Source organism: Luteimonas marina (assembly GCF_007859325.1).
Classification (GTDB): domain Bacteria; phylum Pseudomonadota; class Gammaproteobacteria; order Xanthomonadales; family Xanthomonadaceae; genus Luteimonas; species Luteimonas marina.
The window spans coordinates 219,778-246,484 of record NZ_VOHK01000004.1 but is presented as its reverse complement, the minus strand read 5'-3'; the positions used below and the strand labels follow the sequence as shown (position 1 = coordinate 246,484).

Annotated in this window: 20 protein-coding genes; 16 read left to right on the top strand and 4 right to left on the bottom strand. The window is 69.9% G+C overall.

Annotated elements, in window-relative coordinates:
* Window positions 1-4: 4 nt before the first annotated feature.
* Window positions 5-1,063, bottom strand: coding sequence for a hypothetical protein (locus tag FQY83_RS10415; protein WP_146387721.1), 1,059 nt, complete (start codon window positions 1,061-1,063; stop codon window positions 5-7).
* A 313-nt stretch (window positions 1,064-1,376) separates the two neighbouring features.
* On the opposite strand from FQY83_RS10415, the gene FQY83_RS10410 reads away from it, so the two are divergent.
* The 4 genes from FQY83_RS10410 to FQY83_RS10395 all read left to right on the top strand — a co-directional run bounded on the left by FQY83_RS10410 (window position 1,377) and on the right by FQY83_RS10395 (window position 7,193).
* Window positions 1,377-1,907 carry a DUF4166 domain-containing protein gene (locus FQY83_RS10410; protein ID WP_238333462.1) on the top strand — a complete coding sequence of 177 codons (531 nt, stop codon included), beginning with the start codon at window positions 1,377-1,379 and terminating at the stop codon, window positions 1,905-1,907.
* A gap of 125 nt (window positions 1,908-2,032) precedes the next feature.
* A complete protein-coding gene (gene clpB / locus FQY83_RS10405) occupies window positions 2,033-4,618 on the top strand; it encodes an ATP-dependent chaperone ClpB (protein WP_146387717.1) in 2,586 nt (861 codons plus the stop codon).
* A 245-nt stretch (window positions 4,619-4,863) separates the two neighbouring features.
* Window positions 4,864-5,772 (top strand): AraC family transcriptional regulator, encoded by a 909-nt coding sequence (locus FQY83_RS10400; RefSeq protein ID WP_146387715.1) that lies wholly within the window; start codon window positions 4,864-4,866, stop codon window positions 5,770-5,772.
* 131 nt (window positions 5,773-5,903) lie between these two features.
* A complete protein-coding gene (locus FQY83_RS10395) occupies window positions 5,904-7,193 on the top strand; it encodes an O-acetylhomoserine aminocarboxypropyltransferase/cysteine synthase family protein (RefSeq protein WP_146387713.1) in 1,290 nt (429 codons plus the stop codon).
* Between the two features lie 102 nt (window positions 7,194-7,295).
* Here the strand turns inward: FQY83_RS10395 and ybaL are convergent, their stop codons facing one another.
* Together ybaL and FQY83_RS10385 are read right to left on the bottom strand one after the other, a co-directional pair.
* Window positions 7,296-9,053: a YbaL family putative K(+) efflux transporter gene (ybaL, locus tag FQY83_RS10390; protein ID WP_146387711.1), complete on the bottom strand. Its 1,758-nt coding sequence runs from the start codon at window positions 9,051-9,053 to the stop codon at window positions 7,296-7,298.
* Window positions 9,054-9,247: 194 nt separating this feature from the next.
* Window positions 9,248-11,647, bottom strand: a complete 2,400-nt coding sequence (locus FQY83_RS10385; RefSeq protein ID WP_146387709.1) for a TonB-dependent receptor plug domain-containing protein — start codon at window positions 11,645-11,647, stop codon at window positions 9,248-9,250.
* Between the two features lie 165 nt (window positions 11,648-11,812).
* Here FQY83_RS10385 and FQY83_RS10380 point away from each other — a divergent pair, with 165 nt between their 5' ends.
* The 3 genes from FQY83_RS10380 to FQY83_RS10370 all read left to right on the top strand — a co-directional run bounded on the left by FQY83_RS10380 (window position 11,813) and on the right by FQY83_RS10370 (window position 15,108).
* On the top strand, window positions 11,813-13,762 hold the full coding sequence (locus FQY83_RS10380) for an ABC-F family ATP-binding cassette domain-containing protein (RefSeq protein ID WP_146387707.1): 1,950 nt from the start codon (window positions 11,813-11,815) through the stop codon (window positions 13,760-13,762).
* Window positions 13,763-13,991: 229 nt separating this feature from the next.
* On the top strand, window positions 13,992-14,672 hold the full coding sequence (locus FQY83_RS10375) for a hypothetical protein (RefSeq protein ID WP_146387705.1): 681 nt from the start codon (window positions 13,992-13,994) through the stop codon (window positions 14,670-14,672).
* A gap of 103 nt (window positions 14,673-14,775) precedes the next feature.
* Window positions 14,776-15,108 (top strand): FmdB family zinc ribbon protein, encoded by a 333-nt coding sequence (locus FQY83_RS10370; protein ID WP_146387703.1) that lies wholly within the window; start codon window positions 14,776-14,778, stop codon window positions 15,106-15,108.
* A 238-nt stretch (window positions 15,109-15,346) separates the two neighbouring features.
* Here FQY83_RS10370 and FQY83_RS10365 read toward each other — a convergent pair whose 3' ends face one another.
* Window positions 15,347-17,464 (bottom strand): phosphoglycerol transferase I, encoded by a 2,118-nt coding sequence (locus tag FQY83_RS10365; RefSeq protein WP_146387700.1) that lies wholly within the window; start codon window positions 17,462-17,464, stop codon window positions 15,347-15,349.
* Window positions 17,465-17,743: 279 nt separating this feature from the next.
* Between FQY83_RS10365 and aspS the strand changes: the two genes are divergently transcribed.
* The 9 genes from aspS to napE all read left to right on the top strand — a co-directional run bounded on the left by aspS (window position 17,744) and on the right by napE (window position 26,536).
* Entirely contained in the window at window positions 17,744-19,504 is a 1,761-nt protein-coding gene (gene aspS / locus FQY83_RS10360; protein WP_146387698.1) for an aspartate--tRNA ligase, read from the top strand.
* A gap of 128 nt (window positions 19,505-19,632) precedes the next feature.
* On the top strand, window positions 19,633-20,151 hold the full coding sequence (locus FQY83_RS10355) for a GNAT family N-acetyltransferase (protein ID WP_146387696.1): 519 nt from the start codon (window positions 19,633-19,635) through the stop codon (window positions 20,149-20,151).
* A gap of 107 nt (window positions 20,152-20,258) precedes the next feature.
* Window positions 20,259-20,909, top strand: a complete 651-nt coding sequence (locus FQY83_RS10350) for a lipase family alpha/beta hydrolase (protein WP_158636481.1) — start codon at window positions 20,259-20,261, stop codon at window positions 20,907-20,909.
* 32 nt (window positions 20,910-20,941) lie between these two features.
* On the top strand, window positions 20,942-21,673 hold the full coding sequence (locus FQY83_RS10345) for a YebC/PmpR family DNA-binding transcriptional regulator (RefSeq protein ID WP_146387692.1): 732 nt from the start codon (window positions 20,942-20,944) through the stop codon (window positions 21,671-21,673).
* Window positions 21,674-21,781: 108 nt separating this feature from the next.
* Entirely contained in the window at window positions 21,782-22,303 is a 522-nt protein-coding gene (gene ruvC, locus FQY83_RS10340) for a crossover junction endodeoxyribonuclease RuvC (protein ID WP_146387690.1), read from the top strand.
* A 139-nt stretch (window positions 22,304-22,442) separates the two neighbouring features.
* The gene (ruvA, locus tag FQY83_RS10335; protein WP_146387688.1) at window positions 22,443-23,033 is read left to right on the top strand and encodes a Holliday junction branch migration protein RuvA; all 591 of its coding nucleotides are present in this window, start codon (window positions 22,443-22,445) and stop codon (window positions 23,031-23,033) included.
* Between the two features lie 31 nt (window positions 23,034-23,064).
* Window positions 23,065-24,987, top strand: coding sequence for a potassium transporter Kup (locus tag FQY83_RS10330; RefSeq protein WP_146387686.1), 1,923 nt, complete (start codon window positions 23,065-23,067; stop codon window positions 24,985-24,987).
* Window positions 24,988-25,111: 124 nt separating this feature from the next.
* A complete protein-coding gene (locus FQY83_RS10325; protein WP_146388126.1) occupies window positions 25,112-26,152 on the top strand; it encodes an LLM class flavin-dependent oxidoreductase in 1,041 nt (346 codons plus the stop codon).
* A 228-nt stretch (window positions 26,153-26,380) separates the two neighbouring features.
* Window positions 26,381-26,536: a periplasmic nitrate reductase, NapE protein gene (napE, locus tag FQY83_RS10320; RefSeq protein WP_238333461.1), complete on the top strand. Its 156-nt coding sequence runs from the start codon at window positions 26,381-26,383 to the stop codon at window positions 26,534-26,536.
* Window positions 26,537-26,707: the final 171 nt, after the last annotated feature.

The following is a 26,707-nucleotide window of genomic DNA, read 5'->3' as shown; positions in this document are numbered from 1 at the left end:
GCGGTCAGCCGCGGTACTCGATGCTGCAGATGTAGCCGCCGTCGCCCGATTCGAGCGCGCTGGTCAGGTACAGCGTATAGGTGCCCGGCCTGGTGAACACGGGCCGCTTCTGCGCCATGTGGCCCCAGGCGATCGCCTGCAGGTTCGCGGGGATGTTCAGGTGTGAGGCCTTCGACAACTGCTGCGGGGTGACGTGCAGGAGCCCGGGATCGTGGTCGCCCAGCGACAGCACGAAGTGCGCATTGTTGTCCGCGCCTTCGCGCCAGATCGACAGTTCGGTCAAGGGCGCGCGCGAGAAGGATTTCGCGTGCCGGCCCGCGCCGAGCTTGACCTGGAGGCTGCCGCCCGGGCGCAGCGGTGTGGCACCGCAGTCCATCACGCCGGGTTCGTGGACGTGCATGTTGTAGTCGTCGCCGGCGCCGTACTCGTCGTCGTCGTCGAAGTCGTTGCCGGCAGAAGCGGCGTGCTGTCCGTACGCGGCAAGGCCCCGAGACTCGAAGGCCACCCGCTTCGCTTCGGCCATCCGCATCGCGCGCTGGCCGAGCGTTTCCTGTCCGCGCCATTCCTGCGACAGCGGTCGCGCCAGCTGCGCGGCGCGCGCGCTGGCCTTCGCGCGCAGGTCGTCGTCGGTGGCGAAGTTCGCCGCCAGCGCCGCCCACATCAGCGCGTCCACGCGCTTGCCGTCGTCGAGGAAGGGCAGGCGCAGGCCGATGCGGCCGGCGCCGGTGTCCATCAGCCCGATCGACGCGCCGAACATGGCGTGCGGATTGCCCAGTTCGGCGGCCTTGACCATGATCTCGGCGCGGCGCTTGAAGCAGTCGTGGGGACGGTTGCGGGGCGGGAGCTTGGCCTGCTCGCAGGCCAGGGCCAGCCACATCAGCGGTTCGGCCTTGTCCAGTTGGCCGGCCTGTTCCTGCGGCAGCAGGATGTCGATGACCGCCGGGTACTCGTGCTGCTGGAAGGCACGGCGGGCCTGCTCGAGGTCGTCCTGTGCGTGCGCGGCGGTCGCGGCGGCGACGAGTGCGCAGAAGACGGTGGTCGGGACGGGATTCCGGCGGGTCATGTCGTTCTCCTTCAGTGAGTGCGCCGATGGCGGCATCGACGCAGCGGGGGACAGTGCAGGAGGGCGGCGATCGGACGCGGTGGCCGGCCGCACGGAAGCGGCGTCGACGCGATGGCAAGGCAGGATCGCCCCCCTTGTGCGATCATGAATTTTGTTAGCAACAAACATGCCAATGATCGAACCGCGAGCCGGCGGCCCCGTGTCTTCCGGGATGGCTCGCCGGACAGGCGAAAGGCATCATGCGGGCGCGACGTGCTGCAGGGCGACGAAGGCAACCACGAACATGCATTCGGGTGACGGAAAGGGAGGTTCGATGGATCCGACGCTGTTCCAGCAGGCACTCGGCGCGTCGTTCTTCCGCCTGCCCGAAAGCCTGCGCCAGCTGCACGGCGTGCGCGGGCGCGCGCGCTGGACGGGCGTGGCGGACATCGAGCGTGGCCGCAATCCGCTGGCGCGGCTGTGCGCGCGCATCGCCGGCCTGCCGAAGGCGGGACGGGACGTGTCGGTGACGGTCGACTTCGTCACCAATGCGCGCGGCGAGACCTGGCATCGCGATTTTGGCGGCATGCGGATGACGACGCGGCTGGCGCTCAGGCGGGGCCTGCTGCGCGAGCGACTGGGCCCGCTGCAGTTCCGGCACGCGCTGCACGCCAACGGCGGAGCGATCTGGTGGACGGTGGCCGGCGTGCGGCTGTTCGGCGTGCTGCCCCTGCCGGCGTCGCTGTTCCAGGGCGTGCGCTGCCGCGAGTGCGAACGTGACGGGCGCTACCGGTTCGAAGTGCAGGCCTCGCTGCCGCTGGCGGGCGAGGTGATCCGCTACGAGGGTTGGCTGGAGCCGGCCTGAGTCGGTCGGCCGGCGCGGTTTTCGGGGCAAGTCGCCGCCCGCCGCGGACTTGTATCCGCGCCCATCACCCGCATCTGGAGGGTATTGCCGGTTCGGCCGGCCACTCCCTTTTCGAGGCGATTCCGATGCGGATGGACAAGCTCACCTCGCGTTTCCAGCAGGCGCTGGCCGACGCGCAGTCGCTGGCCGTGGGCCGCGACCACAACATGATCGAACCGGCGCACCTGCTGGTGGCCCTGCTGGACCAGTCCGGCGGCGGCACCCGCCCGCTGCTGGCGCAGGCCGGGGTCAACGTGCCCGTGCTGCGCGAGCGGCTGGGCGAGGCGCTGGACAGGCTGCCGAAGGTGACCGGGCAGGCGGGGCAGCTGTCGGTGGGCAACGACCTCGGCCGCCTGCTCAACGTCACCGACAAGCTGGCGCAGCAGCGCGGCGACGGCTTCATCGCCAGCGAGCTGTTCCTGCTCGCGGCGCTGGACGACGGCGGCGAGGCCGGCAAGGCGCTCAAGGCCGCCGGCGCGACGAAGCAGAAGCTGGAAGCCGCCATCGACGCGGTCCGCGGCGGCGAGAGCGTGCAGGACGAGAATGCCGAGGAATCGCGCCAGGCGCTGGAGAAGTACACCATCGACCTGACCGCGCGCGCCGAATCCGGCAAGCTCGACCCGGTGATCGGCCGCGACGAGGAGATCCGCCGCACCGTCCAGGTCCTGCAGCGCCGGACCAAGAACAACCCGGTGCTGATCGGCGAGCCCGGCGTGGGCAAGACCGCGATCGTGGAAGGCCTCGCCCAGCGCATCGTCAACGGCGAGGTGCCCGAGGGCCTGCGCGGCAAGCGCGTGCTCAGCCTCGACATGGGCGCGCTGATCGCCGGCGCCAAGTTCCGCGGCGAGTTCGAGGAGCGATTGAAGGCCGTGCTCAATGACCTCGCCAAGAACGAAGGCCAGATCATCCTGTTCATCGACGAACTGCACACCATGGTCGGCGCCGGCAAGGCCGAAGGCGCGATGGATGCGGGCAACATGCTCAAGCCGGCGCTGGCGCGCGGCGAGCTGCACTGCATCGGCGCGACCACGCTCGACGAGTACCGCAAGTACGTGGAGAAGGATGCGGCGCTGGAGCGGCGCTTCCAGAAGGTGTTCGTGGGCGAGCCCAGCGTGGAGGACACCATCGCCATCCTGCGCGGCCTGAAGGAGAAGTACGCCGTGCACCACGGCGTCGAGATCACCGATCCGGCGATCGTCGCCGCGGCCACGCTCTCGCACCGCTACATCGCCGACCGCCAGCTGCCGGACAAGGCCATCGACCTGATGGACGAGGCCGCCTCGCGCATCCGCATGGAGATCGACTCCAAGCCGGAGGAACTCGACCGCAAGGAGCGTCGCCTGATCCAGCTCAAGATCCAGCGCGAGGCGCTGAAGAAGGAGAAGGACGAGGCTTCGAAGCAGCGCCTGGCCGACCTCGAGGCCGAGATCGCGACGCTGGAGCGCGAGTACAACGACCTCGAGGAGATCTGGAAGGCCGAGAAGGCCACGGTGCAGGGCGCGACGAAGATCAAGGAGCAGATCGAGCAGGCCAAGCAGCAGCTCGAGGCCGCGCAGCGCGCGCAGGACTACGCCGGGATGAGCGAGATCCAGTACGGCCGCCTGCCGGAGCTGGAGAAGCAGCTCAAGGCCGCGCAGGAAGTCGAGACCACCGGCTTCAGGCTGCTGCAGGACAAGGTGACCGACGAGGAGATCGCCGAGGTCGTCGCGCGCTGGACTGGCATCCCGGTCAGCAAGATGCTTGAGGGCGAGCGCGACAAGCTGCTGAAGATGGAGGAAGCGCTGCACGCGCGCGTGGTCGGGCAGGACGAGGCGATCAAGGTCGTCTCCGACGCGGTGCGTCGCTCGCGCGCGGGCCTGAGCGATCCCGACCGGCCGAGCGGCTCGTTCCTGTTCCTCGGCCCGACCGGCGTCGGCAAGACCGAGCTGTGCAAGGCGCTGGCCGAATTCCTGTTCGACAGCGCCGACGCGATGGTGCGCATCGACATGAGCGAGTTCATGGAGAAGCATGCCGTGAGCCGCCTGGTCGGCGCGCCTCCGGGCTACGTCGGCTATGAGGAGGGCGGCTACCTGACCGAGGCGGTGCGGCGGCGCCCGTACAGCGTGATCCTGCTCGACGAGGTCGAGAAGGCGCATCCGGACGTGTTCAATATCCTGCTGCAGGTTCTCGACGACGGCCGTCTGACCGACGGCCAGGGACGCACGGTCGATTTCCGCAACACCGTGATCGTGATGACGTCTAACCTGGGTTCGCAGATGATCCAGGAGATGGCGACCGACGACTCGGCCGAGGCCTACACGCAGATGAAGGCCGCGGTGATGGGCGTGGTGCAGGCGCATTTCCGCCCAGAGTTCATCAACCGCCTCGACGACATCGTCGTGTTCCATCCGCTGGACAAGGCGCAGATCAAGTCGATCGCGCGCATCCAGCTGCGCGGGCTGGAAAGGCGGCTGGCCGAACGCGGCATCCGCATCGAGGTCTCCGACAGGGCCTTCGACCTGCTCGGCAACGTCGGCTTCGATCCGGTGTACGGCGCGCGTCCGCTCAAGCGCGCGATCCAGCAGCAGCTGGAGAACCCGCTGGCGCAGAAGATCCTTGCCGGCGAGTTCGGCAATGGCGATACGGTGAAGGTCGACGCCGAGGGCGGGCGGCTGGCCTTCGCCGCGGGCTGATCAGGCGCGGCAAACTGCGCAAGATCGGAAACGCGGGTGGTGCTGGAGTGGGGCATGCTTTTTGGCATGCCCCGTTTCGTTTGGTTGATCGCGCGGGTTGCCCCCACCCCGACCCTCCCCCGCAAGCGGGGGAGGGAGCTGAAAGCAGCGGCGTCCGACTCTCTCCCCCGCTTGCGGGGGAGGGCCGGGGTGGGGGCCAGCCGAAACCGCTTGACCAGAGTCCCGTTCCCTCATCCGGAGCACCGATGAAAACCACCACCCGCAACGCCTACGCCCGCCGCATCGACGCCGTGATCGCGCACCTGCAGCACGCGCTGGACGACGGCGGACCGCTGCCCGACCTGCCCGAACTGGCAGCGGTCGCGCACCTGTCGCCGTTCCACTTCCACCGCGTCTGGCGCGCGCTGACCGGCGAGACCCTCGGCCGCACCGTGGCGCGCCTGCGCCTGCTGCGCGCGCTGCACCTGCTGGGCGATCCGGAAGTCGCGATCGGCGAGGTCGCCGGTATCGCCGGGTACGAGACGCCGCAGGCGTTCGCGCGCGCCTTCCGCGACGCGTTCGACGCAAGCCCCGGCGAATTGCGCGGCCAGCCGGATCGGATCGCCACCGCTGCCGCGGCGCTGGGCATGCCCGTATGCTCCGGTGGCGCAACACCGCTGCAGGTCGAAGTGGTCTCGGTGGACCCGTTCGAGGTCGTCGCCCTGCGCAACCGCGGCGCCTTCGCCGATCTCGATACCGCGTTCGGCGAACTGTTCGGCTGGGCGGCCGAAGCCGGTGCCGCGGAGGCGATCGTCGGCCTGCACGGCGTGCCGCTCGGCGATCATCGCGATGTGCCACCCGAGGAGTTCGAATTCGATTGTGCGATCCGCCTGTCGACGGACATCGGCCCGCCGGCACCGCTGCGCCGGATGACCCTCGGCGGCGGCGACCATGCGCGCGTGCGCCACGTCGGCGCCTACGAGGGGCTGGAGGATCTCGTCGATCGCGTGCTGGCCGAATGGTGGCCCGGGAGCGGCTACCCGCTGCGCGACGCGCCGATCCACTACGAATTCCTGGACGATCCGGAAACGGTGCCCGAAGCGCTGTTGCGCGCCGACGTCTTCGTGCCGCTGGCGGCGGAAGGAGCGAGCCGCGCCAGCGACAGCGGTCGGTAGGCATGGTGTCGATGGCGACGCGCGACGGGCATGAGGCCATGCCGGATCGACATGGTTTCCGCTGCAACGGGCCGGTCGCGCGTTTCGATCCTGGGGTATGGTCCGCGGCTCCCCATGCGAGTGCCTGCGTCATGTCCAATCCGAACTGGAAACCGGAAACCATCGCCGTCCACGGCGGCTACACGCCCGAGCCGACCACGCGTTCGGTCGCGGTACCGATCTACCAGACCGTCGCCTATGCCTTCGACAATACCCAGCACGGCGCCGACCTGTTCGACCTCAAGGTGCCGGGCAACATCTACACCCGGATCATGAACCCGACCACCGACGTACTGGAGCAGCGCGTCGCGGCGCTGGAGGGCGGCATCGCCGCGCTGGCGCTGGCCTCGGGGCAGGCCGCGGTCACCTACGCGATCCAGACGATCGCCGAGGCCGGCGACAACATCGTTTCCTCCAGCGCGCTGTACGGCGGCACCTACAACCTGTTTGCGCACACGCTGCCGCAGTTCGGCATCGAGGCGCGCCTGGCCGACTACCGCGAGCCGGACGCGTTCGCGAAGCTGATCGACGAGCGCACCAAGGCGGTATTCGTCGAATCCATCGGCAACCCGCTGGGCAACATCACCGACATCGAGGCGGTGGCGAAGGTTGCGCACGCGCACGGCGTGCCGCTGATCGTCGACAACACGGTGCCCACGCCCTACCTGCTGCGCCCGATCGACTTCGGCGCCGACATCGTGGTGCATTCGCTGACCAAGTACCTCGGTGGCCACGGCAACAGCATCGGCGGCGCGATCGTGGATTCGGGCCGCTTCCCCTGGGCCGAGCACAAGGCGCGCTTCCGCCGCCTCAACGAGCCGGACGTGAGCTACCACGGCGTGGTCTACACCGAGGCGCTGGGGCCGGCGGCCTACATCGGCCGCGCGCGCGTGGTGCCGCTGCGCAACACCGGTGCGGCGCTGTCTCCGTTCAACGCCTTCCTGATCCTGCAGGGCATCGAGACGCTGCCGCTGCGCATGGACCGGATCAACGCCAATACGCTCGCGGTCGTGCAGTACCTGCAGGCGCACCCGAAGGTGGCGTGGGTGAACTACGCCGGGTTGCCGGGGCATCCCGAGCACGCGCTGGCGCAGAAGTACCTGCGCGGCGGCGGCGCCTCGGGCCTGTTCACCTTCGGCCTGCCCGGCGGGCGGGAGGCGGGGGCGACGTTCCTCGACGCGCTGCAGCTGTTCACGCGGCTGGTGAACATCGGCGACACGCGCTCCCTGGCCACGCACCCGGCCTCGACCACGCATCGCCAGCTCTCGCCGGAGGAACTGGCGAAGGCCGGCGTCAGCGAGGACACGGTGCGGCTGTGCGTGGGGATCGAGCACGTGGACGACCTGATCGCGGACCTGGAGCAGGCGCTGGCGCAGGTGTGAGGGGTTGGCGTTCCACGCGCCCGGCGTGGTGGCTCGCGGTCGGTCGGATGGCGATGCCGCTGCCGATGACGCTGCCAATGACGCCGTGAAGGCCCGCCGGGATCAGGCCGCCAGCGGCGCCGGATTCGCCGGCGGCGACGGATCGTCCTCGCCGCCGGGCTTGCGCGCAGGCCGGTAGGGCGGCGTCGACATCACCATCTCGGCCAGCGAGAACGCGAGTTCGCGTTCGGCCAGCACCGCGCCGTCGGCGCCGTGCTCCAGCAGGTGCTTCACCTCGCGCTCGCTGTGCGCGCGCGCGAGCACGGTCAGCATCGGGTTGACCGCCTTCATCCGCTCGATGGTCTCGCCGGCCTCGAGCGCGCGCGGGATCGCGAACACCGCCAGCTTGGCGCGCTCGGGCAGGGCCTCGTGCATCACCGCCTCGGAGGCGACGTTGCCGCGCACCGCCAGCAGGCCTTCCTCGCGTGCCTTGCTCACCAGGTCGCTTTCTTCCTCGACCACCACCACCGGGACGCCGCGGTCCCTCAGCAGCAGCGCCAGCTGGCGTCCAACGCGGCCGTAGCCGACGACGATGGTGTGGTCGTCGACGTCGAGCGCCGGGCGGTCGATCACGTCCTCCACCGGCTCGGCCGGCGCCGCGGCGGCCGCGGCATCGGCGGCCGCCTTCTGCGTCGCCAGCCGGCGGTCGAGCAGCCGGAAGATCATCGGATTGAGCATGATCGAGATCAGCGCGCCGGCCAGCACCAGCGCCTGCTCGTCGCCCGACAGCATCTTCAGCGAGACACCGAGTCCGGCGATGATGAAGGCGAACTCGCCGATCTGCGCGAGGCTGGCGGAGATGGTCAGCGCGGTCGTGTTGGGATGGCCGAAGGCGCGGACGATGAAGTAGGCGGCGGCCGACTTGCCGACGATGATGATGAAGGCGGTCGCCAGCACCTCCAGCGGGCGCTGCACCAGGATCAGCGGGTCGAACAGCATGCCGACCGAGACGAAGAACAGCACCGCGAAGGCGTCGCGCAGCGGCAGCGAATCGTTGGCCGCCTTGTGGCTGAGCTCGGACTCGTTGAGCAGCATGCCGGCGAAGAACGCGCCGAGCGCGAACGACACGCCGAACAGCATCGCCGAGCCGAAGGCGATGCCGAGCGCGATCGCCAGCACCGACAGCGTGAACAGCTCGCGCGAGCCGGTGCCGGCGATGCGCTCGAGCACCCACGGGATCGCGCGCCGGCCGACCACCAGCATCACCGTCACGAAGGCTGCGACCTTGAGCATCGTCCATAGGACGGTCGTCATCACCGAGCCGAAGGTCGGCGCCTCGGTGCCCTCCGTGCCGATGAAGACATCGGCCATCACCGGCATCATCACCAGCGCGAGCACGCAGGCCAGGTCCTCGACGATCAGCCAGCCGACCGCGATCTTGCCGCGCGTGGTTTCCAGCAGCCGCCGCTCCTCCATCGCGCGCAGCAGCACCACGGTGCTGGCGGTGGCCAGCGAGAAGCCGAAGATGATGCCGTGCAGGGTCGGCCAGCCGAGCACCGCCGACAGTCCCCAGCCGAGCACGGTGGCGACGCTGATCTGCGCGACCGCGCCGGGGATCGCGATCGCCTTGACCTCCATCAGGTCCTTGAGCGAGAAGTGCAGGCCGACGCCGAACATCAGCAGCATCACGCCGAGCTCGGCGAGCTGGTTGGCCAGCTCCTGGTCGGCGACGAAGCCGGGGGTGAAGGGGCCGACGATGATGCCGGCGATCAGGTATCCGACCAGGGGAGACATGCGCAGCCGGTTGGCCAGCGCACCGAGCACGAAGGCAACGGCAAGGCCGACTGCGACGATGTTGATCAGGTCGGTGTCATGATGCATCGAGGCCGTGCAGTCCCGCGGTATGGAAAGGCAGTTTGGCGGATGCGGGCGGATCGGGCAAATTCGGCGGACACGCTGAGCCATCCCGCCCGCTGCACCCACGTGGCTGAAGTCGGCGGGAAACAGGAAACGCCCCGGCCTTCGCCGGGGCGTTCGTCCCGCCTGACCGGAAGGCCTGGCCTTCCGTCAGCGCATCACCACGCGTAGCCGACGCGCCCGTACACGAAGGCGCCGCCGAAGCCGAACGGCGACAGGTTGCTGTACGGGAACTGGCCGTTGGTCGAGTTGCCGAAGATGTTCTCGTCCGGGTACTCGTTGAGCACGTTGTCGGCGCCGAGGGTGAGCGTCCAGCGCTCGTCCGGGCGGTAGCTGGCCGACACGTCGAGCAGCCACTTGGCGCCGTAGGACTGGTCGAGCGCGGGGTTGTTCGGCGTCGTGCGCACGCTGCCGTAGCGCGTGGTGTTGGCGGCGAGCGTCCACGTCTGGCCGGTCCAGGTGCCGCCGAGCAGCAGCTTGTTGCGCGGGAAGCCGTCCTCGATGCGGCCGATCTCGACCCGGTCGATGCGCTCCAGGCTCAGCCCGCTCTGCTCCAGTTCCTCGGGATTCGGCGCGATCCGGGTGACCTCGGTCTTGGTGTGGTTGTAGCCGGCGGTGAAGTCGAGCGTGCTCGCCGCCAGGTCCAGCCGCCAGGTGCCGACGATGTCGATGCCGCGGGTGCGGGTGTCGATGGCGTTGGTGAAGTAGCGGCCGCCGTTGACGCCGAACACGCCCTGCGACTCGAGCAGCGCGCGCACCGCGTCGCCGGTCAGGTTCGACGACAGCGCGATACGGTCGTCGACGTCGATCTGGTAGGCGTCGGCGGTGATGTACAGGTTGCGGGCCGGCTGCAGCACGATGCCGAGGCTGTAGGACAGCGACTCCTCCGGCTGCAGCGGCTCGGCGCCGAAGGCCTGCGCGATCGCGCCGCTGGCCGGGAAGGTGCGGATCTCGAACGGCGTGGCGATGCCCGGCAGGAACACCGTGCTGATGGTCTGGAAGTACTGCTGCGCCAGCGACGGCGCGCGGAAGCCGCTGGACACCGTGCCGCGCAGCGCCACCGCGTCGGTGAACGCGTAGCGCGCCGAGATCTTGCCCGAGGCCTGGCTGCCGAAGTCGTCGTAGTCCTCGTAGCGCGCGGCGATGCCGCCGGAGAACTTCTCGGTGAAGTCGGCTTCCACGCCCGCGTAGGCGGCGTAGCTGTCGCGGTCGTAGGCGCCGGAGACCTCGGGCGCGAAGCCGCCGAAGCCCTGCGCGCCGCCCACGCGGCCGGTCGTCGGACCGTCGGCGTCGATGTACGAGCCCGGTTCGCCCGGCGACTGGTTCCACTTCTCGTTGCGCGCCTCGATCCCGAACGACAGCGTCGCCGGATAGGCCAGGCCCCAGTCGAACTGGCGGCTGACGTCGAGGTTGAGGATGTTCTGCGTGGTCTCCAGCGCGCCGTCGTAGAACGAGGTCGGCGAATCCGCGCCGAGGCTCGCGTTGAGCGTATTGCGGGTGTAGAACTCGAGGTGGTTGTAGCCGTAGTTGTAGCTCAGGTCCCAGTTCCAGCCGCTGCCGGCGTGGCCCTTGACGCCGGCGACGAGCGAGCGGTCCTTGGAGATGTTGTTGATTTCGGGGAGGAAGCCGTCCGGGTAGATCGAGGGGACGTTCTGGGTCGGGTTGGCGGGGGCGCGGAAGAACGCGAACGAGGTGATGTCGCGGTTGCTGGCGGTACCGAAGCCGTAGACGCTGATGGTGTCGTTGATCGCGTAGTCGGCGTTGAACCCGACCGCGCCGAAGTCGACCTCGGGCTCGCCGATCACGAAGGCCTTCTGACCGACTTCCGGCTGGGTCGGCCCCGGCGTGCCGGCGAACGGGCGGGCGCGGTTGGTCGAGTCCTGGCGACCGAGCTGCGCGGACAGGTGCAGGAAGCCGCGGTCTTCGCCGAGCGCCAGGCCGGTGTCGCCGGCGATCTGGCTCTGGGTGCCGTCACCGGCCGAATACTGGCCGACGGAGGTCGACAGGCTGCCGCCCTTGCGGGCGCCCTTGAGCACCACGTTGACCACGCCGGCGATCGCATCCGAGCCGTACTGGGCAGAGGCACCGTCGCGCAGCACCTCGACGCGGTCGATCGCCGAGATCGGGATCGTGTTCAGGTCGACCGGGGACGAGCCGCGGCCGATGGTGCCGTTGAGGTTGAGCAGGGACGAGGTGTGGCGGCGCTTGCCGTTGACCAGCACCAGCACCTGGTCGGGGGCGAGGCCGCGCAGCTGCGCGGGGCGGATCGCCGAGGTGCCATCGGTCAGGGCCGGGCGCGGGAAGTTGAGCGAGGGCAGGGCGCGGGCGAGGGCGGTGGCCAGCTCGACGGTGCCGGTGGCCTGCAGCGCCTCGGCGCTGATGATGTCGATCGGCGACTGCGATTCGGCGACCGTCCGGTCGGTGACGCGGGTGCCGGTGACGATCAGGGTGTCGAGCGTGCTGGCGCGCTCGCCGGGGGCATCCTGGGGCGTCTGGGCGTGGACCGCGGGGATGGCCAGGACGGCCAGGAGGGCGACGGCAAGGGGGTGCCGGGTCATGGGGAGCTCCTGCAGGGTGGGGGAGACCGGGATGTCGGGTCTGCCGGAAACATTAACAATGCTGTAACAAATAACGAAAGAGCATGAATGCAAATGTTTATTCCATAAGGGCATAAGCGGCCGGCAAAGGGCGCGGGAAGGCAGCTCCGGTAGAATCCGCGCCCCATGATTGCCTTCCGCAACTTCGCCCTGCGCCGGGGCGAGCGTCTGCTCCTGTCCGACGTCGACCTGGCCCTGCACGCGGGCTGGCGGGTGGGCGTGGTCGGTCGCAACGGCACCGGCAAGTCCAGCCTGTTCGCGGCGATCCGCGGCGAGGTCGAGGCCGACCGGGGCGACATCGACGTGCCGGGCCGGGTGCGCATCGCCAGCGTGGCGCAGGAAACGCCGTCGCTGTCGGACGCGGCGATCGACTTCGTGCTCGGTGGCGACGCCGAGATCGCAGCAGTCGTCCGCGCCGAGGCCGAGGCCAATGCGCGCGAGGACTGGGAGGCGGTCGCCGCCGCGCACCAGCGCCTGGCCGAGCTCAACGGCTACGACGCCGAGGCGCGCGCCGGGCGGCTGCTGCACGGCCTGGGATTCCCGGCCGAGACCCATCGCCGCGCCGTGAGTGCGTTCTCCGGCGGCTGGCGCGTGCGCCTGAACCTCGCCCGCGCGCTGATGATGCCCAGCGACCTGCTGCTGCTCGACGAGCCCACCAACCACCTCGACCTCGACGCGGTGCTGTGGCTGGAGCAGTGGCTGCTCAAGTACCCCGGCACCCTGCTGCTGATCTCGCACGACCGCGAGTTCCTCGACGGCGTGTCCACGCACACCCTGCACCTCAACGACGGCAGGGCGAAGCTGTACGCCGGCGACTACACCGCCTTCGAGCGCCAGCGTGCCGAGCACCTGCGCCAGCAGCAGATCGCGCACGAGAAGGAGCAGGCCGAACGCGCCCACCTGCAGAAGTTCATCGACCGCTTCAAGGCCAAGGCCAGCAAGGCGCGGCAGGCGCAGAGCCGCATGAAGCGGCTGGCCAAGCTCGCCGGCACCGAGGCGGTGCGCGCCGAGCGCGAGTTCCGCATCGATTTCCCGGCGCCATTGCGGCTGCCGCATGCGCTGCTGCGGATCAATGATGGCGTCTGCGGCTACGCTTCAAAGCCCTCCCCTTCAAGGGGAGGGTTGGGTGGGGATGGTGTTGTATCCGGGGCATTGATTGCCGGCCAACACCATCCCCACCCCGGCCCTCCCCTTGAAGGGGAGGGGGCAGTACGCATTCTCGAAAATGTCGGTTTCGGCCTCGAGGCGGGCGACCGCATCGGCCTGCTCGGCCCCAATGGCGCGGGCAAGTCGACGCTGGTCAAGTCGCTGGTCGGCGAGCTGCCGCTGCTCGACGGCGAGCGCTACGCCCATCCCGACCTGCGCATCGGCTATTTCGCCCAGCACACCGTGGAATCGCTGCGCGCGGGCGCTTCGCCCATCGACCACCTGCGCGACCTGTCGCCGGACACGCCGACGCAGGCGTTCCGCGACTTCCTGGGCAAGTGGTATTTCCCCGGCGACCGCGCGTTCGAGAGCATCGACGGTTTCTCCGGCGGCGAGCGCGCGCGGCTGGCGCTGGCGCTGATCGCGTGGAAGCAGCCGAACGTGCTGCTGCTCGACGAACCCACCAACCACCTCGACCTCGACATGCGCGAGGCGCTGGCCGAGGCGCTGAGCGATTTCGACGGCGCGATCGTGCTGGTCTCGCACGACCGCCATCTCATCGGCCTGGTCAGCGACAGCTTCTGGCGCGTGTCCGATGGCGTGGTGAAGCCGTTCGACGGCGACCTCGACGAATACGCGGCGTGGCTGCGCGCGCGCCCGGCGGGCGAGCAGGCGCGCGCGCCGGCGATGCCGAAGGCCGCGGCGCCGGAGCCGGCGAAGCCGCCGCCGAAGGCCAACCCGCACAAGCTCGGCAGGGCCGAGGCGCGCGTGGCCGAGCTGGAGCAGGCGCTGGCGGGGATCGAAACCGAACTGGCCGATCCGGCCACCTATTCGGACGGCAACAGGATCGCCGAACTCGGCCAACGGCAGGCGGCGCTGCGCGCGCAGCTCGACGAGGCGGAGACGGAGCTGCTCGCCCTCTACGGCTGAAGGTGCTCCTGCAGCCGTTGAGTCTTCGCGCGTCCCGCGGATTGCGGCGGTCGATCGTCAAGGGCGAGGACGCCATTCGGCGCCCATGCCTACATCTCGTCATCCCCGCGAAGGCGGGAATCCAGCGTCTTTGCTTCAGCACTGGAAAGCGCAAAGCCACCGGGTCCCCACCTGCGCGGGGACGACGATACTGTAGGCGACTGACGCGAAAATGCTCTAAGGTGCCCCGATGAAGACCACACTCCACATACTCTCGTTGACCGCGCTCTGCGTCGCCCTGTCCGCCTGCATCCGCATCAACGACAGCGACGGCGCGGGCAACAACGCCGCCGCGCAGGCCGACGCCGCGGCCGAGGGCTTCGAGCCCGCCGCCGAGGCCGATGCGCCCGCCGACGCCTTCCTCGCCGCGCTCGCCCGCCACTGCGGGCAGGCGTTCGCCGGCCGCATCACCGCCAACGCGCCGAAGTCGCCCGAGCCCGACGCCTTCGAGGGCAAGCCCCTGGTCATGCACGTGCGCGGCTGCGACGACCCGGAGAAGGAACTGCAGGTGCCGTTCCACGTCGGCGACGACCATTCGCGCACCTGGGTCATCACCCGCACGGCGACCGGCCTGCGCCTGAAGCACGACCATCGCCACGAGGACGGCAGCGACGACGCGGTCACCATGTACGGCGGCGACACCGCCGGCGCCGGCACCGCCGTGCGCCAGGAATTCCCGGTCGACGCCGAATCGATCGCGATGTTCGAGCGCGAAGGGCTCAACGCCTCGGTGACCAACACCTGGGCGATGGAGGTCGAGCCGGGCCAGCGCTTCCTGTACGAACTCACGCGCCCGGGCGGCCGCGAGTTCAAGGTCGAGTTCGACCTCACCGCGCCGGTCGAGCTGCCGCCGACGCCCTGGGGCCACTGAGGCCCGCCGCCCGCCGGGGGCGGCATCGATCCCTTGAATCCGCGGAGCCGGGCCCCACACTGGAGCCGCCTTTCCGCCCAGACGTTTCTTCTCTTACGCGCCCATGCCGATCTACGCCTTCGAATGCACCGCCTGCGGCCACCGTTTCGACAAGCTGCAGAAGCTGTCGGATCCCGATCCGGAGACCTGCCCGTCCTGCGCCGCCGCCTCGGTGAAGCGCCAGCTGACGGCGCCCGCGTTCCGGCTTGCCGGCGGTGGCTGGTACGAGACCGACTTCAAGAAGGACGGCGACAGGAAGCGCAACCTCGCCGAAGGCGGGGAGGGCGCTTCGAAGGGCGGCGAGTCGAAGGGCGGCGAGGGATCGTCCGCGGAAGCGGCCAAGCCCGCCGCCAAGCCGGCCGAAACCCCAGCGCCGACGAAGGCGGCCGACGCCTGAACTGACGGCCTGTCCTTCAACCAACAGCCTGTCTTCAACTAACGGCCTGTCCTTCGCCTAACAGCCTGTCATTCCGAGCGCAGCGAGGAATCTGCTTCCGGCCGAGGCGAACAACGGCGAAAGCAGATTCCTCGCTGCGCTCGGAATGACAGGTTTCCGGTTTTTCGCGGGCGCTTACCGCCCGAGCGCCGGCAGATGCGGACAAGCCCCCGTCAACGAAAGACCGGCCGTTCCCGCCTCAGGACCGCGACGGCACCCGCGTGCGCACCATCGCCACGCTGTCGAGCTCCATGTATTCGGCCCAGTCCAGCCAGGCGCGGATCTGCAGGTCGTCGACTTCTGCGTCCAGACCCACCGGCAGGCGGATCGACCGCCCCTGCATGCTGTCCCCGGGGCGGATCCACTGGCGCGCATGCACCACGCGCCCGTCCGACGACACCGCCTCCAGCCAGAACCCGTGGCTGGGCAGGGCGCGCGGGCGCAGCCGCAGCTGGTACTGGCCGGCGACCAGGGTGCCCGATTCGTTGAGCGTGATCGCGCGCCGCGGCCGCGGCCGCGGGCCGGTCGCGGCGTCGAGCGGGGTGTCCACGCGCACGCCCTGCTGCAGGTCGGCGTCGGCGAACAGCTTCATGTTGCCGCGACCATCGACCAGCAGCGCGCACCATTCGCCGCGCAGGTCGTCCTCGTCGAAGGCGGGGCAGCGGTCAACGTAGGCGCGCACGTTGGCCGGATCGTCGATGCCGAACTGGCGCGGGGCGTCCTCCATCGTGATCGAGCCCAGCCCCCACTCCTCGTCGTATTCGATCATCACCGGCGGCTTGACGTGCTGCAGGCCGATCCTGAGCTGGTCGCCGTCGATGCGCAGGGTGCGCACGTCGCCGCCGGTCCACAGGTTGCGGGCGTAGGCGAGGTAGGGCGCGAAGCCGGCGCCGTCGTCATGCAGCGCTGCGCGGGTGGCGCTGGCCGCGGCCTCCGGGGCCAGCAGCGAGCGGCCGAAGCCGAGTGCGACCTGGGCCGGGTCGAGCAGCGACAGCAGGGTCGCGCCCGAGTCGAGCGTGGAGCCGGGGACGGTCAGCTGCCGCGGTTCGAGGCCGGGGGCGAGGAACAGCAGCAGGTTCTCCCGGCGCATGCCTTCGAGCACGTGGCTGAGGTGGTTGGGCATCGCCAGGTGGTCAGAGGCGAGCACGATCAGGGTGTCGTCGGCGTAGGGGCTGCTGCGGATGCGATCGACCAGCCGCGAGACCAGCACGTCGGTGCACTTGAGCGCGTGCAGCAGGCCGATGTCGCCGAGCGCGCTGTCGTAGCGCGTGTCGCGGCAGGCGACCGGCAGGTGCCCGGCCGGGTGGTGGGTGTCCATCGTCAGCGCGTTGAGCATGAACGGCGCGCCGGCCGCGGAGAGCGTCATGAAGGTGTCGAAGGCGTCGTCGAGCAGAACGTCGTCGTGCAGGCCCCAGTTGGAGAAGTGCCGCGCGGCGATGCCCGCGCCGCGGTAGTGGGCGAAGTCGCGGACCTCGTCGAAGCCGTGGCGCTCCAGGAAGCGGCCCTTGGCGGCGAATCCGGCATCGGCGCCGCCCAGGAACACGTTGCGGTAGCCCTGCGCCTGCAGGTAGTCGCCGAGGCAATGGGCGCCGGGCAGGAATTCGCGCATCCGGCCCAGGCTGTTCTCGTCGCCGCGCGCGGTGGTGAGCGGCACGCCGCACTGCGAGGCGACCAGTCCGGCGATCGTCCAGCTGGCGCCCTCGGTCGAGCCGATGTCGCGGAAGTCGATCCCTTCCCGTGCGAGCCGCGCGATGTTGGGCATCAGCCCGGGGAAGACGGTTTCGTCGAGATAGGTGCGCTCCAGGCTCTCGGCGTAGATCCAGACGATGTTCCGGCGCCGCACCAGTTCACCCGCCGGGGGCCGGTATTCGGCGGCCACGCCCTCGGCGTCGGCCGGGGCCAGTTGCCGGTGCAGGCGCTTGGCGTCGGCGTAGAGCGGACTGGCGAGGATCGCGGCCACGAAGGCGGCGGCGAAGGTGGCGCTGACCGCCGGCGCGGGGTGGCGCCCGCGGAAGCCCCGCAGGCGCCCGCGCAGGACCGGCACCAGCGCCAGCGGCAGCAGCGACAGCAGCGCCAGGCCGGTGAACTGCGCGATGTAGCCGCTGAAGTCGCCGATCCCCGCGCCCGGCATGCCGGCCTGCAGGTGGTACAGCGTGGCCGCGTCGATGCCGTTGCCGCTGAGGCGGTCCACCAGCCACCAGGCGCTGAGCGCCAGCAGCAGCAGCGACAGCAGCGCGGCCTTGGCCCAGGCCAGTTTCTCGGAGGCCACCAGCAGGTAGGCCAGCAGGATCAGCGACAGCAACAGGATCGTCGGCATGCGGCGCGGGTCTCGGATGGCGGGAACGGGCGCGATGCCCGGACGGGCTGGATCGGGCCAGGCTGACACAGTGCTGTCATCTTGCTGAATGTGGCGTCGACGTCCCTGAAACGCCGGGGTTGCTGGCCCCCACCCCAATCCTTGCCCGCAGGCGGGGGAGGGTTGGGGTGGGGGCCGTCCCCGCCAGTCCCGCCTCCATCCCCTCCGCACCCGCCCCCAAGCGCCTTAAACTTGCACGTTTGCCGGCCCGCCGGCCCGCTTCCCCGGAGTCCCCGTTCCATGCGTACCCATTTCTGCGGCCTGATCGACGAGACGTTGATCGGGCAGACCGTGACCCTGTGCGGCTGGGCCGACGTCGCCCGCAACCTCGGCGGGGTTTGCTTCATCGACCTGCGCGACCACGAGGGCATCGTCCAGGTGGTCGCCGAGCCTTCGGAGGCCGCCGGCAACGCCGGGGTCGTGGCCGCGGCGGAGAAGGTGGGCTACGAGGACTGCCTGCGCATCACCGGCACCGTGCGTCGCCGGCAGTCGGTCAACGCGAAGATCCGTACCGGCCAGGTGGAAGTGGTGGCCGAGTCCATCGAAGTGCTGAACAAGGCCGAGCCGCTGCCGTTCCACCACCACGAGAACCCCGGCGAGGACACGCGGCTCAGGTACCGCTACCTCGACCTGCGCCACCCGGAGATGCAGCGGCGCATGCGCACGCGCACGAAGCTGGTGAGCGCGCTGCGCCACTGGCTCGACGCGCGCGGCTTCCAGGACATCGAGACGCCGATCCTGACCAAGGCCACGCCCGAGGGCGCGCGCGACTTCCTGGTGCCGGCGCGCATGCACCCGGGCGAGTTCTACGCGCTGCCGCAGAGCCCGCAGCTGTTCAAGCAGATCCTGATGATGGCGGGCTTCGACCGCTACTACCAGATCGCGCGCTGCTTCCGCGACGAGGCGCTGCGCGCCGACCGCCAGCTGGAGTTCACCCAGCTCGACATGGAGTTCGCATGGGTGTCCGAGCGCGACGTGCAGGACACGGTCGAGGCGATGGTGCGCGACGTGTTCCGCGAGGTCGTCGGCGTCGAGCTGGCCGCCGAATTCCCGCGCATGACGTATGCGGAAGCGATGCGCCGCTACGGCTCGGACAAGCCGGACCTGCGCATCGCGCTGGAGCTGGTGGACGTGGCCGAACTGGTGAAGGACAGCGGCTTCAAGGTGTTCGCCGATGCCGCGAACGCCGAGGGCAACCGCGTGGCCGCGCTGCGCATTCCCGGCGGCGCGTCGCTGTCGCGCAAGCAGATCGACGAGTACGGCGCGCACGCGGCCAAGTACGGCGCGAAGGGACTCGCGTACGTCAAGATCTCGGAAACCGGCGAAATCGCCTCGCCGATCCAGAAGTTCTTCGACGAAGCCGCGTTCTCGGCGCTGCTGGCCCACGTCGGCGCCGGCAACGGCGACCTCGTGTTCTTCGGCGCCGGCAGGTATTCGACCGTCAGCGACTTCATGGGCGCGGTGCGGCTGAAGGCGGGCAAGGACTTCAACCTGGTGGAAGCCGGCTGGCGGCCGCTGTGGGTTACCGACTTCCCGATGTTCGAGTGGGACGAGGAGGCGCAGCGCTTCGTCGCCCTGCACCACCCGTTCACCGCGCCGGCGGTCGACGACGAGGCCGACCTGCGCGCGAACGCGGCCACCGCGGTCTCGCGCGGCTACGACATGGTGCTCAACGGCAACGAGATCGGCGGCGGTTCGATCCGCATCCATCGCTCCTCGATGCAGAGCGCGGTGTTCGACCTGCTGGGCATCGGCAAGGACGAGGCCGAACTGAAGTTCGGCTTCCTGCTCGACGCGCTGAAGTACGGCGCACCGCCGCACGGCGGCATCGCCTTCGGCATCGACCGCATCGCGGCGCTGATGGCGGGCACCGATTCGATCCGCGACGTGATCGCCTTCCCGAAGACCACCGGCGCGCAGTGCCTGATGACCGGCGCGCCGTCGCCGATCCCGGATGCGCAGTTGGCGGAAGTGCACGTGCAAGTGCGGGCGAGCGAGTAGGGCGGTTCAGGCGTGTGTCGGCTTGCCCCCACCCCAACCCTCCCCCGCAGGCGGGGGAGGGGGCTAAAAGCAGTGGCTTCTGACTCCCTCCCCCGCCTGCGGGGGAGGGCTGGGGTGGGGGCCACCGAATGACGCCAACCATCCGCCGCGCGACCATCAAAGACGCCGACACCCTCTCGACCCTCGCCGCCCGCACCTTCACCGAAACCTTCGGACATCTGTACCCGCCGCAGGACCTCGCCGCCTTCCTGCGCGACGCCTACGCGGTGGAGAAGCAGCGCGTCATCCTGTCGCATCCGGACTACGCGGTCTGGCTGCTGGAGCGCGGGAGTGTCGCGATCGGCCACGCCGCGGCCGGCCCCTGCGGCCTGCCGCACCCGGACGTCGCGCCGGGCGACGGCGAACTCAAGCGCCTGTACCTCGTGCGCGGCGAGCAGGGCGGTGGCCACGGCGCGCGGATGATGGCGGCGGCGATGGACTGGCTGCTGCAGGGCGGCCCGCGCACGCTGTGGATCGGCGTGTGGTCGGAGAACCACGGCGCGCAGCGCTTCTACGCGCGCCACGGGTTCGAGCGCGTCGGCGAATACCTGTTCCCGGTCGGCGAAACGCGCGACCTCGAGTTCATCCTGCGTCGACCGGCGGCGTAGCGGTACGCCACGTCGACGGGAATGCCGCGGCGAATGACGCGCCGGACTTGCGCATCGCAGTCGCGACACGGCCAAATCGGCGCATGCCTTCCCCGCGGAACACATCGATGCCATCGCCGCCGGACGCCCGCCCGGTCCTGCTCCTGCACGGCATCTGGAACGCGAAGCTGTGGCTGGCGCCGCTGGCCGCGCGCCTGCGCGCGGAAGGCTTCGCGCCCGAAATCTGGGGCTATCCCAGCGTGGTCGGCGGGCCGGAGCGCGCGCTGCCGGCGCTGATCGAGCGGCTGCGGCGCGGACCGGAGGTCGATATCGTCGGCCACAGCCTCGGTGGCCTGATGGCGTTGGAAGCGCTGCGGCGCGCGCCCGACCTGGCGGTGCGGCGCGTGGTCTGCCTCGGTTCGCCGCTGCGCGGCAGCGGCACGGCGCGCGTGCTCGGCGCGCATCGCTGGTCGGCGCCGGTGCTGGGCCGCAGCGCCGGGCTGCTGCTGCGCGGCTTCGAGCAGTGGGACGGATCGGCGCAGGTCGGGATGGTGGCCGGCAACGTGCCGCGCGGGGTGGGGCGGCTGCTGGCCGCGGTGGACGCGGCCTCGGACGGCACCGTGGGCCTCGAGGAAACCCGGCTGCCCGGCCTGTGCGACCACTGCCTGGTGGCCTCGAGCCACAGCGGGCTGGTGCTCTCGCCCGAGGCGGCGCGGCAGGCGGCGGCGTTCCTGCGCGACGGCCACTTCGAGCATCCGCCGCCGCGCCCGACCGTATAATTCGCGCTTTCCCGTACGCAACTGGCCAATCCATGGGACGCGGTCCTTCCATCGAAGCACGCAAGAACGCCGTCGACGCGCAGCGCGGCAAGATCTTCACCAAGATCATCCGCGAGATCGGCGTCGCCGCCCGCGCCGGCGGCGGCGACCCCGGCGGCAACCCGCGCCTGCGCGCGGCGATCGACAAGGGCCTGGCGGTCAACATGACCAAGGACGTGATCGAGCGCGCGATCAAGAAGGCCACCGGCGAGCTGGAAGGCGTCGAGTACGAGGAGATCCGCTACGAGGGCTATGCGCCCGGCGGCGTCGCGGTGATCGTCGACTGCCTGACCGACAACCGCGTGCGCACCGTGGCCGACGTGCGCCACGCCTTCGGCAAGTTCGGCGGCAACCTCGGCACCGAAGGCTCGGTGGCCTTCATGTTCAGGAAGCTGGGGGTGCTGTCCTACGGCCCGGGCGCGGACGAAGAGAAGATCACCGACGCCGCGATCGAGGGCGGCGCCGACGACGTCATCGTCTACCCCGAGGACGGCGCGATCGACGTGCTGACCTCGCCCGAGTCGTTCGCCGAAGTGAAGCAGGCGATGGAAGCCGCCGGCTTCGCGCCGGAACTGGCCGAGGTGACCCTGCGCGCCGACAACGACATCGCGGTCGACGGCGACACCGCGCAGCAGGTGGTGAAGCTGCTGCGCTGGCTGGAGGACATGGACGACGTGCAGAACGTCTACTCGAATGCCGAGCTGGGCGCGGATGCATATGCCTGACGGCCGGGACCGCGGACCGGGGACCGGGGACCCGGAAAGGCCTGGTCTTCCCCGTGCGCCTGTCCCGGCTTTTCCCGGTCCCCGGTCCCCGGTCCGCGGTCCCGGCCAATGACCCGCATCCTCGGCATCGATCCCGGCTCCCGGCACACCGGCATCGGCATCATCGACGTCGACGACGCGGGGCGGGCGACGCACGTGTTCAATACCGCGCTGGTGCTGCTGGGCGATGGCGATTTCTCCGTGCGGCTCAAGCGGCTGCTGCTGGGCCTGTCGGAAGTGATCGAGCAGTGGCGGCCGCAGGAAGTGGCGATCGAGCGCGTGTTCCTGGCGCGCAACCCGGATTCGGCGCTCAAGCTCGGGCAGGCGCGCGGCGCCGCGATCAGCGCGGTGGTGCTGCGCGACCTGCCGGTGCACGAGTACGCGGCGAAGGAAGTGAAGCTGGCCCTGGTCGGCCGCGGCGGCGCCGAGAAGGCGCAGATCCAGCACATGGTCGGGATCATGCTCAACCTGCACGGCAAGCTGCAGGCCGACGCCGCCGACGCGCTGGCGATCGCCATCACCCATGCGCACGTGCGCGCGACGGCGCGGCGGTTGGGCGTCAGCACGCAGCAGGCCTGGAGCCGGAAATGAATCGCCCAATCCCGTCATTCCTGCGAAAGCAGGAATCCATTTTGATTTTTCTTCCCGTCGCGATCGCGCGCCCGGAAAGGAAAAGGGATTCCTGCTTTCGCAGGAATGACGGAAGGAAAAAGGACGGGGGAGATAGCGAATGATCGGACGTTTGAAAGGCCTCCTCATCCACAAGCAGCCCCCCTGGCTGGTCGTCGACGTCCACGGCGTCGGCTACGAGCTCGAGGCGCCGATGAGCACCTTCTACGACCTGCCGGACGTCGGCCGCGAGGTGGCCCTGTTCACCCACTACGCGCAGAAGGAGGACAGCGTCTCGCTGTACGGCTTCCTCACCGAGGCCGAGCGCCGCCTGTTCCGCGACGTGCAGAAGGTCAGCGGCATTGGCGCGAAGATCGCGCTGGCGGTGCTCTCGGGCGCCTCGGTCGGCCAGTTCGCGCTGCTGGTGCAGTCCGGCGACGTCGCGGCGCTGACCCGGATCCCCGGCATCGGCAAGAAGACCGCCGAGCGCATCGTGGTGGAACTGCGCGACCGCGCCGCGGACTTCACGGGCGGTGCGGCGGTGGCCGGTGCGGGCCAGGCGCCGGCCGACCCGCTGTCCGAGGCGACGGTCGCCCTGCAGCAGCTCGGCTACAAGCCGGCCGAGGCGCAGAAGATGGCCAGGGCCGCCGCGGCCGACGGCGACCGCGCTGAAACCATCATCCGAAAAGCGCTACAGTCCGCGCTTCGCTGACAGCCCCCACTGTCGCCGGCCGACCCTCGACATGTCGCAAGCTGCAGGCAAGCCCGCCACGGGACACGGCGCCCATCCGCACGGCCACGGCAGGATCGGCCTGTTCGGGCTCGTCGTCGGCGCCATCGGCGTCGTCTTCGGCGACATCGGCACCAGCCCGCTGTACACCATCCGCCAGGCGTTCTCGCCGCACTACGGGCTGGTCGCCAACCACGACACCGTGCTCGGCGTGCTGTCGATGATCTTCTGGTCGCTGACGATCGTGGTCACGCTCAAGTACGTGACCATCATCATGCGCGCCGACAACGACGGCGAGGGCGGCATCATGGCGCTGATGGCGCTGGCCCAGCGCTGCTTCCCGAAGGATTCGCGCACCGCGTACGGGGTCGGCATCCTCGGCATCCTCGGTGCGGCGCTGTTCTTCGGCGACGGCGTGATCACGCCGGCGATCTCGGTGCTGTCGGCGGTCGAGGGCCTGGAGGTCGTGGCGCCGGGCCTGCACCACTGGATCGTGCCGATCACGGTGCTGGTGCTGGTCGCGCTGTTCGCCACCCAGCGCTTCGGCACGGCGAAGGTCGGCAAGGTGTTCGGGCCGATCACGGTGCTGTGGTTCATCACGCTCGCGGTGCTGGGGGTGATGAACATCCTGCACGAGCCCGAGGTGCTGCACGCCATCAACCCGTGGTGGGCGGCACGGTTCTTCGTCGAGCACAGCTGGGGCGGCATCTTCATCCTCGGCGCGGTGGTGCTGGCGGTCACCGGCGGCGAGGCGATCTACACCGACATGGGCCATTTCGGCGCCAGGCCGATCCGCTACGCCTGGTACTTCTTCGTGCTGCCGTCGCTGATGCTCAACTACCTCGGCCAGGGCGCGCTGGTGCTGGAAGACCCGGCCGCGATCCGCAACCCGTTCTACGTCGGCGTGCCGGACTGGGCGCGCTGGCCGATGATCGTGCTGGCGACGATGGCGACCGTGATCGCCTCGCAGGCGGTGATCACCGGTGGCTATTCGATCGCGCGCCAGGCGATGCAGCTGGGCTACATCCCGCGGATGCGCATCCGGCACACCTCGCGCGACACCATCGGCCAGATCTACATCCCCGGGATCAACTGGACGATGATGGTCATCGTCATCGGACTGGTGCTGAGCTTCCGCACCTCGTCGGCGCTGGCCGCGGCCTACGGCATCTCGGTGTCGGCGACGATGCTGATCGACACCCTGCTGCTGGCGGTCGTCGCGCGCGCGCTGTGGCCGAACTGGCGGCGCTGGGTGCTGCCGCTGTGCGGGCTGTTCCTGGTGATCGACGTGGCGTTCCTCGTCGCCAACGGCGCCAAGGTGCTGCAGGGCGCATGGTTCCCTGTGGTGCTGGGGATCGTGCTGTTCGTCCTGCTGCGCACCTGGCGGCGCGGCCGCCAGATCCTGCACGAGGAGGTGCAGAAGGAAGGCATCCGCCTGGACGCGTTCATCCCCGGCCTGATGCTGGCGCCGCCGGTGCGGGTGCCGGGCACGGCGGTGTTCCTGACCAGCGACAAGGGCGTGGTGCCGCACGCGCTGATGCACAACCTCAAGCACAACAAGGTGCTGCACGAGCGCAACGTGTTCCTGACCGCGGAAACCCTGAGCGTGCCGTACGCGGCGGCGGACAAGCGGCTGAAGATCGAGTCGATCGGCGACGATTTCCATCGCGTGATCGTGCGTTTCGGCTTCATGGAAACCCCGGACGTGCCGCTGGCGCTGATGCGCTCCTGCGACCAGGGCGACCTCAGCTTCGACCCGATGGAAACGACCTACTTCGTCAGCCGCGAGACCATCGTCGCCAGCGCCAAGCGCGGCATGCCGGTGTGGCGCGACAAGCTGTTCGCGCTGATGCATCGCAACGCCGCCCCGGCGAACCAGTTCTTCCGGATCCCGGGCAACCGGCTGGTCGAACTCGGGGCGCAGGTCGAGATCTGAATCCCGCAACCGCTCCTGCAGGGCCTGGTTGGGGCCAAGGCCGGAACGCTGAGGGCCACGCCGACCACATGGAATCGTCCCGTCTCGTCCCCATGTCGCGCGAATGCCATCTTCCGCCGCCCCGATGATCCCGTATTCCCTCCTCGACCTCGCCCCCGTCTGCGAAGGCAGCACGCCGGCGCAGGCCTTCGCGAACTCGCTCGACCTCGCACGCCATGCCGAGGCGCTCGGCTACACGCGCTACTGGCTGGCCGAGCACCACAACATGCCGGGCATCGCCAGCGCGGCGACCGCGGTGCTGATCGGGCACATCGCCGGCGGCACCTCGACCATCCGCGTCGGCGCGGGCGGGGTGATGCTGCCCAACCACGCACCACTGCAGGTGGCCGAACAGTTCGGCACGCTGGCCTCGCTGCATCCGGGCCGCATCGACCTTGGCCTCGGCCGGGCGCCGGGGACCGACCAGCCGACGGTGCAGGCGCTGCGCCGCTACTACGCCGGCGCCGACGCCTTCCCTTCGGACGTCATGGAACTGCTGCGCTATTTCGAACCGGCGCAGCCCGGGCAGCCGGTGCAGGCAGTGCCGGGGGCGGGGATCGACGTGCCGGTCTGGATCCTCGGCTCCAGCCTGTTCGGCGCGCAGCTGGCCGCGGCGCTGGGACTGCCGTACGCGTTCGCCTCGCACTTCGCGCCGGCGGCGATGACCGAGGCGCTGGCGCTGTACCACCGCGACTTCAAGCCGTCGAAGCGCCTGCGCGCACCGCACGCGATGCTGGCGCTCAATGTCGTTGCAGCGGACACGCGGGCCGAGGCGCAGCGGCTGTTCACCACCCAGCAGCAGAGCTTCGTGCGCCTGCGCCGCGGCGCGCCGGGACTGATCCCGCCGCCGATCGACGACATCGAGGCGTTCTGGACGCCGCAGGAGAAGGCGATGGTGGAGCAGTCGCTGGCCTGCGCCGTGATCGGCGATGCGGACGACGTGCGCGAGGGCATCGCGGCGTTCGTCGCGCGGCATCGTCCGGATGAGCTGATGCTGACCGCCAACATCTTCGATCATGATGCGCGCCGCCATTCGTTCGAACTGGCGGCGGGGGGGGCCGGTCGCAGGCCTGAGCCGGTCCGGGTCGCGCCTGAAGGCGCTCCTACGAACGCGGATCTCCCGTAGGAGCGCCTTCAGGCGTGACCGAAGATCGCGGAAAACCCTCGATCGAGCCATCGTGACCGGCGGGAAGCGCTCTCGGGACCGGTGCGCTGGACAGGCGGCATGCACCACACAATAGGCGCGGGGCCTACGCGAAAAGCTAAGGCCCCGCTTGGACTTGTCACCGCGCTGGCGTAGGCTAGGCCGCAGCAAGCCGGATTCCCTCGCGGGAGCAATGCCTTGGAGACAAGGGTGGGCCAGCCAAGCAGACGTCGGGAACTGCTGCTGTTCCTTTTCATTACCGTGGTCCTGTTCCCGCTGCTGTCGGTGATGATTGTCGGCGGCTACGGATTCGCCGTCTGGATCTGGCAGATGTTCGCCGGACCGCCCGGGCCGCCGGGCGGCTGAGGCGTCGCACCATGCCCGCCCCGGCGACAGTTCATGCTGATCGAAGCCGCGGAACTCCGTGGCACGGTCGCCTGCGGGCAGCGTCGAAGCTGCGTCCGCGCCGGGCGCCGGACGAATCCCGATTCGAGGTTGCCTGCGCCGGCTGCGGCGCCCGCGTGCCTGCGTCTCCTG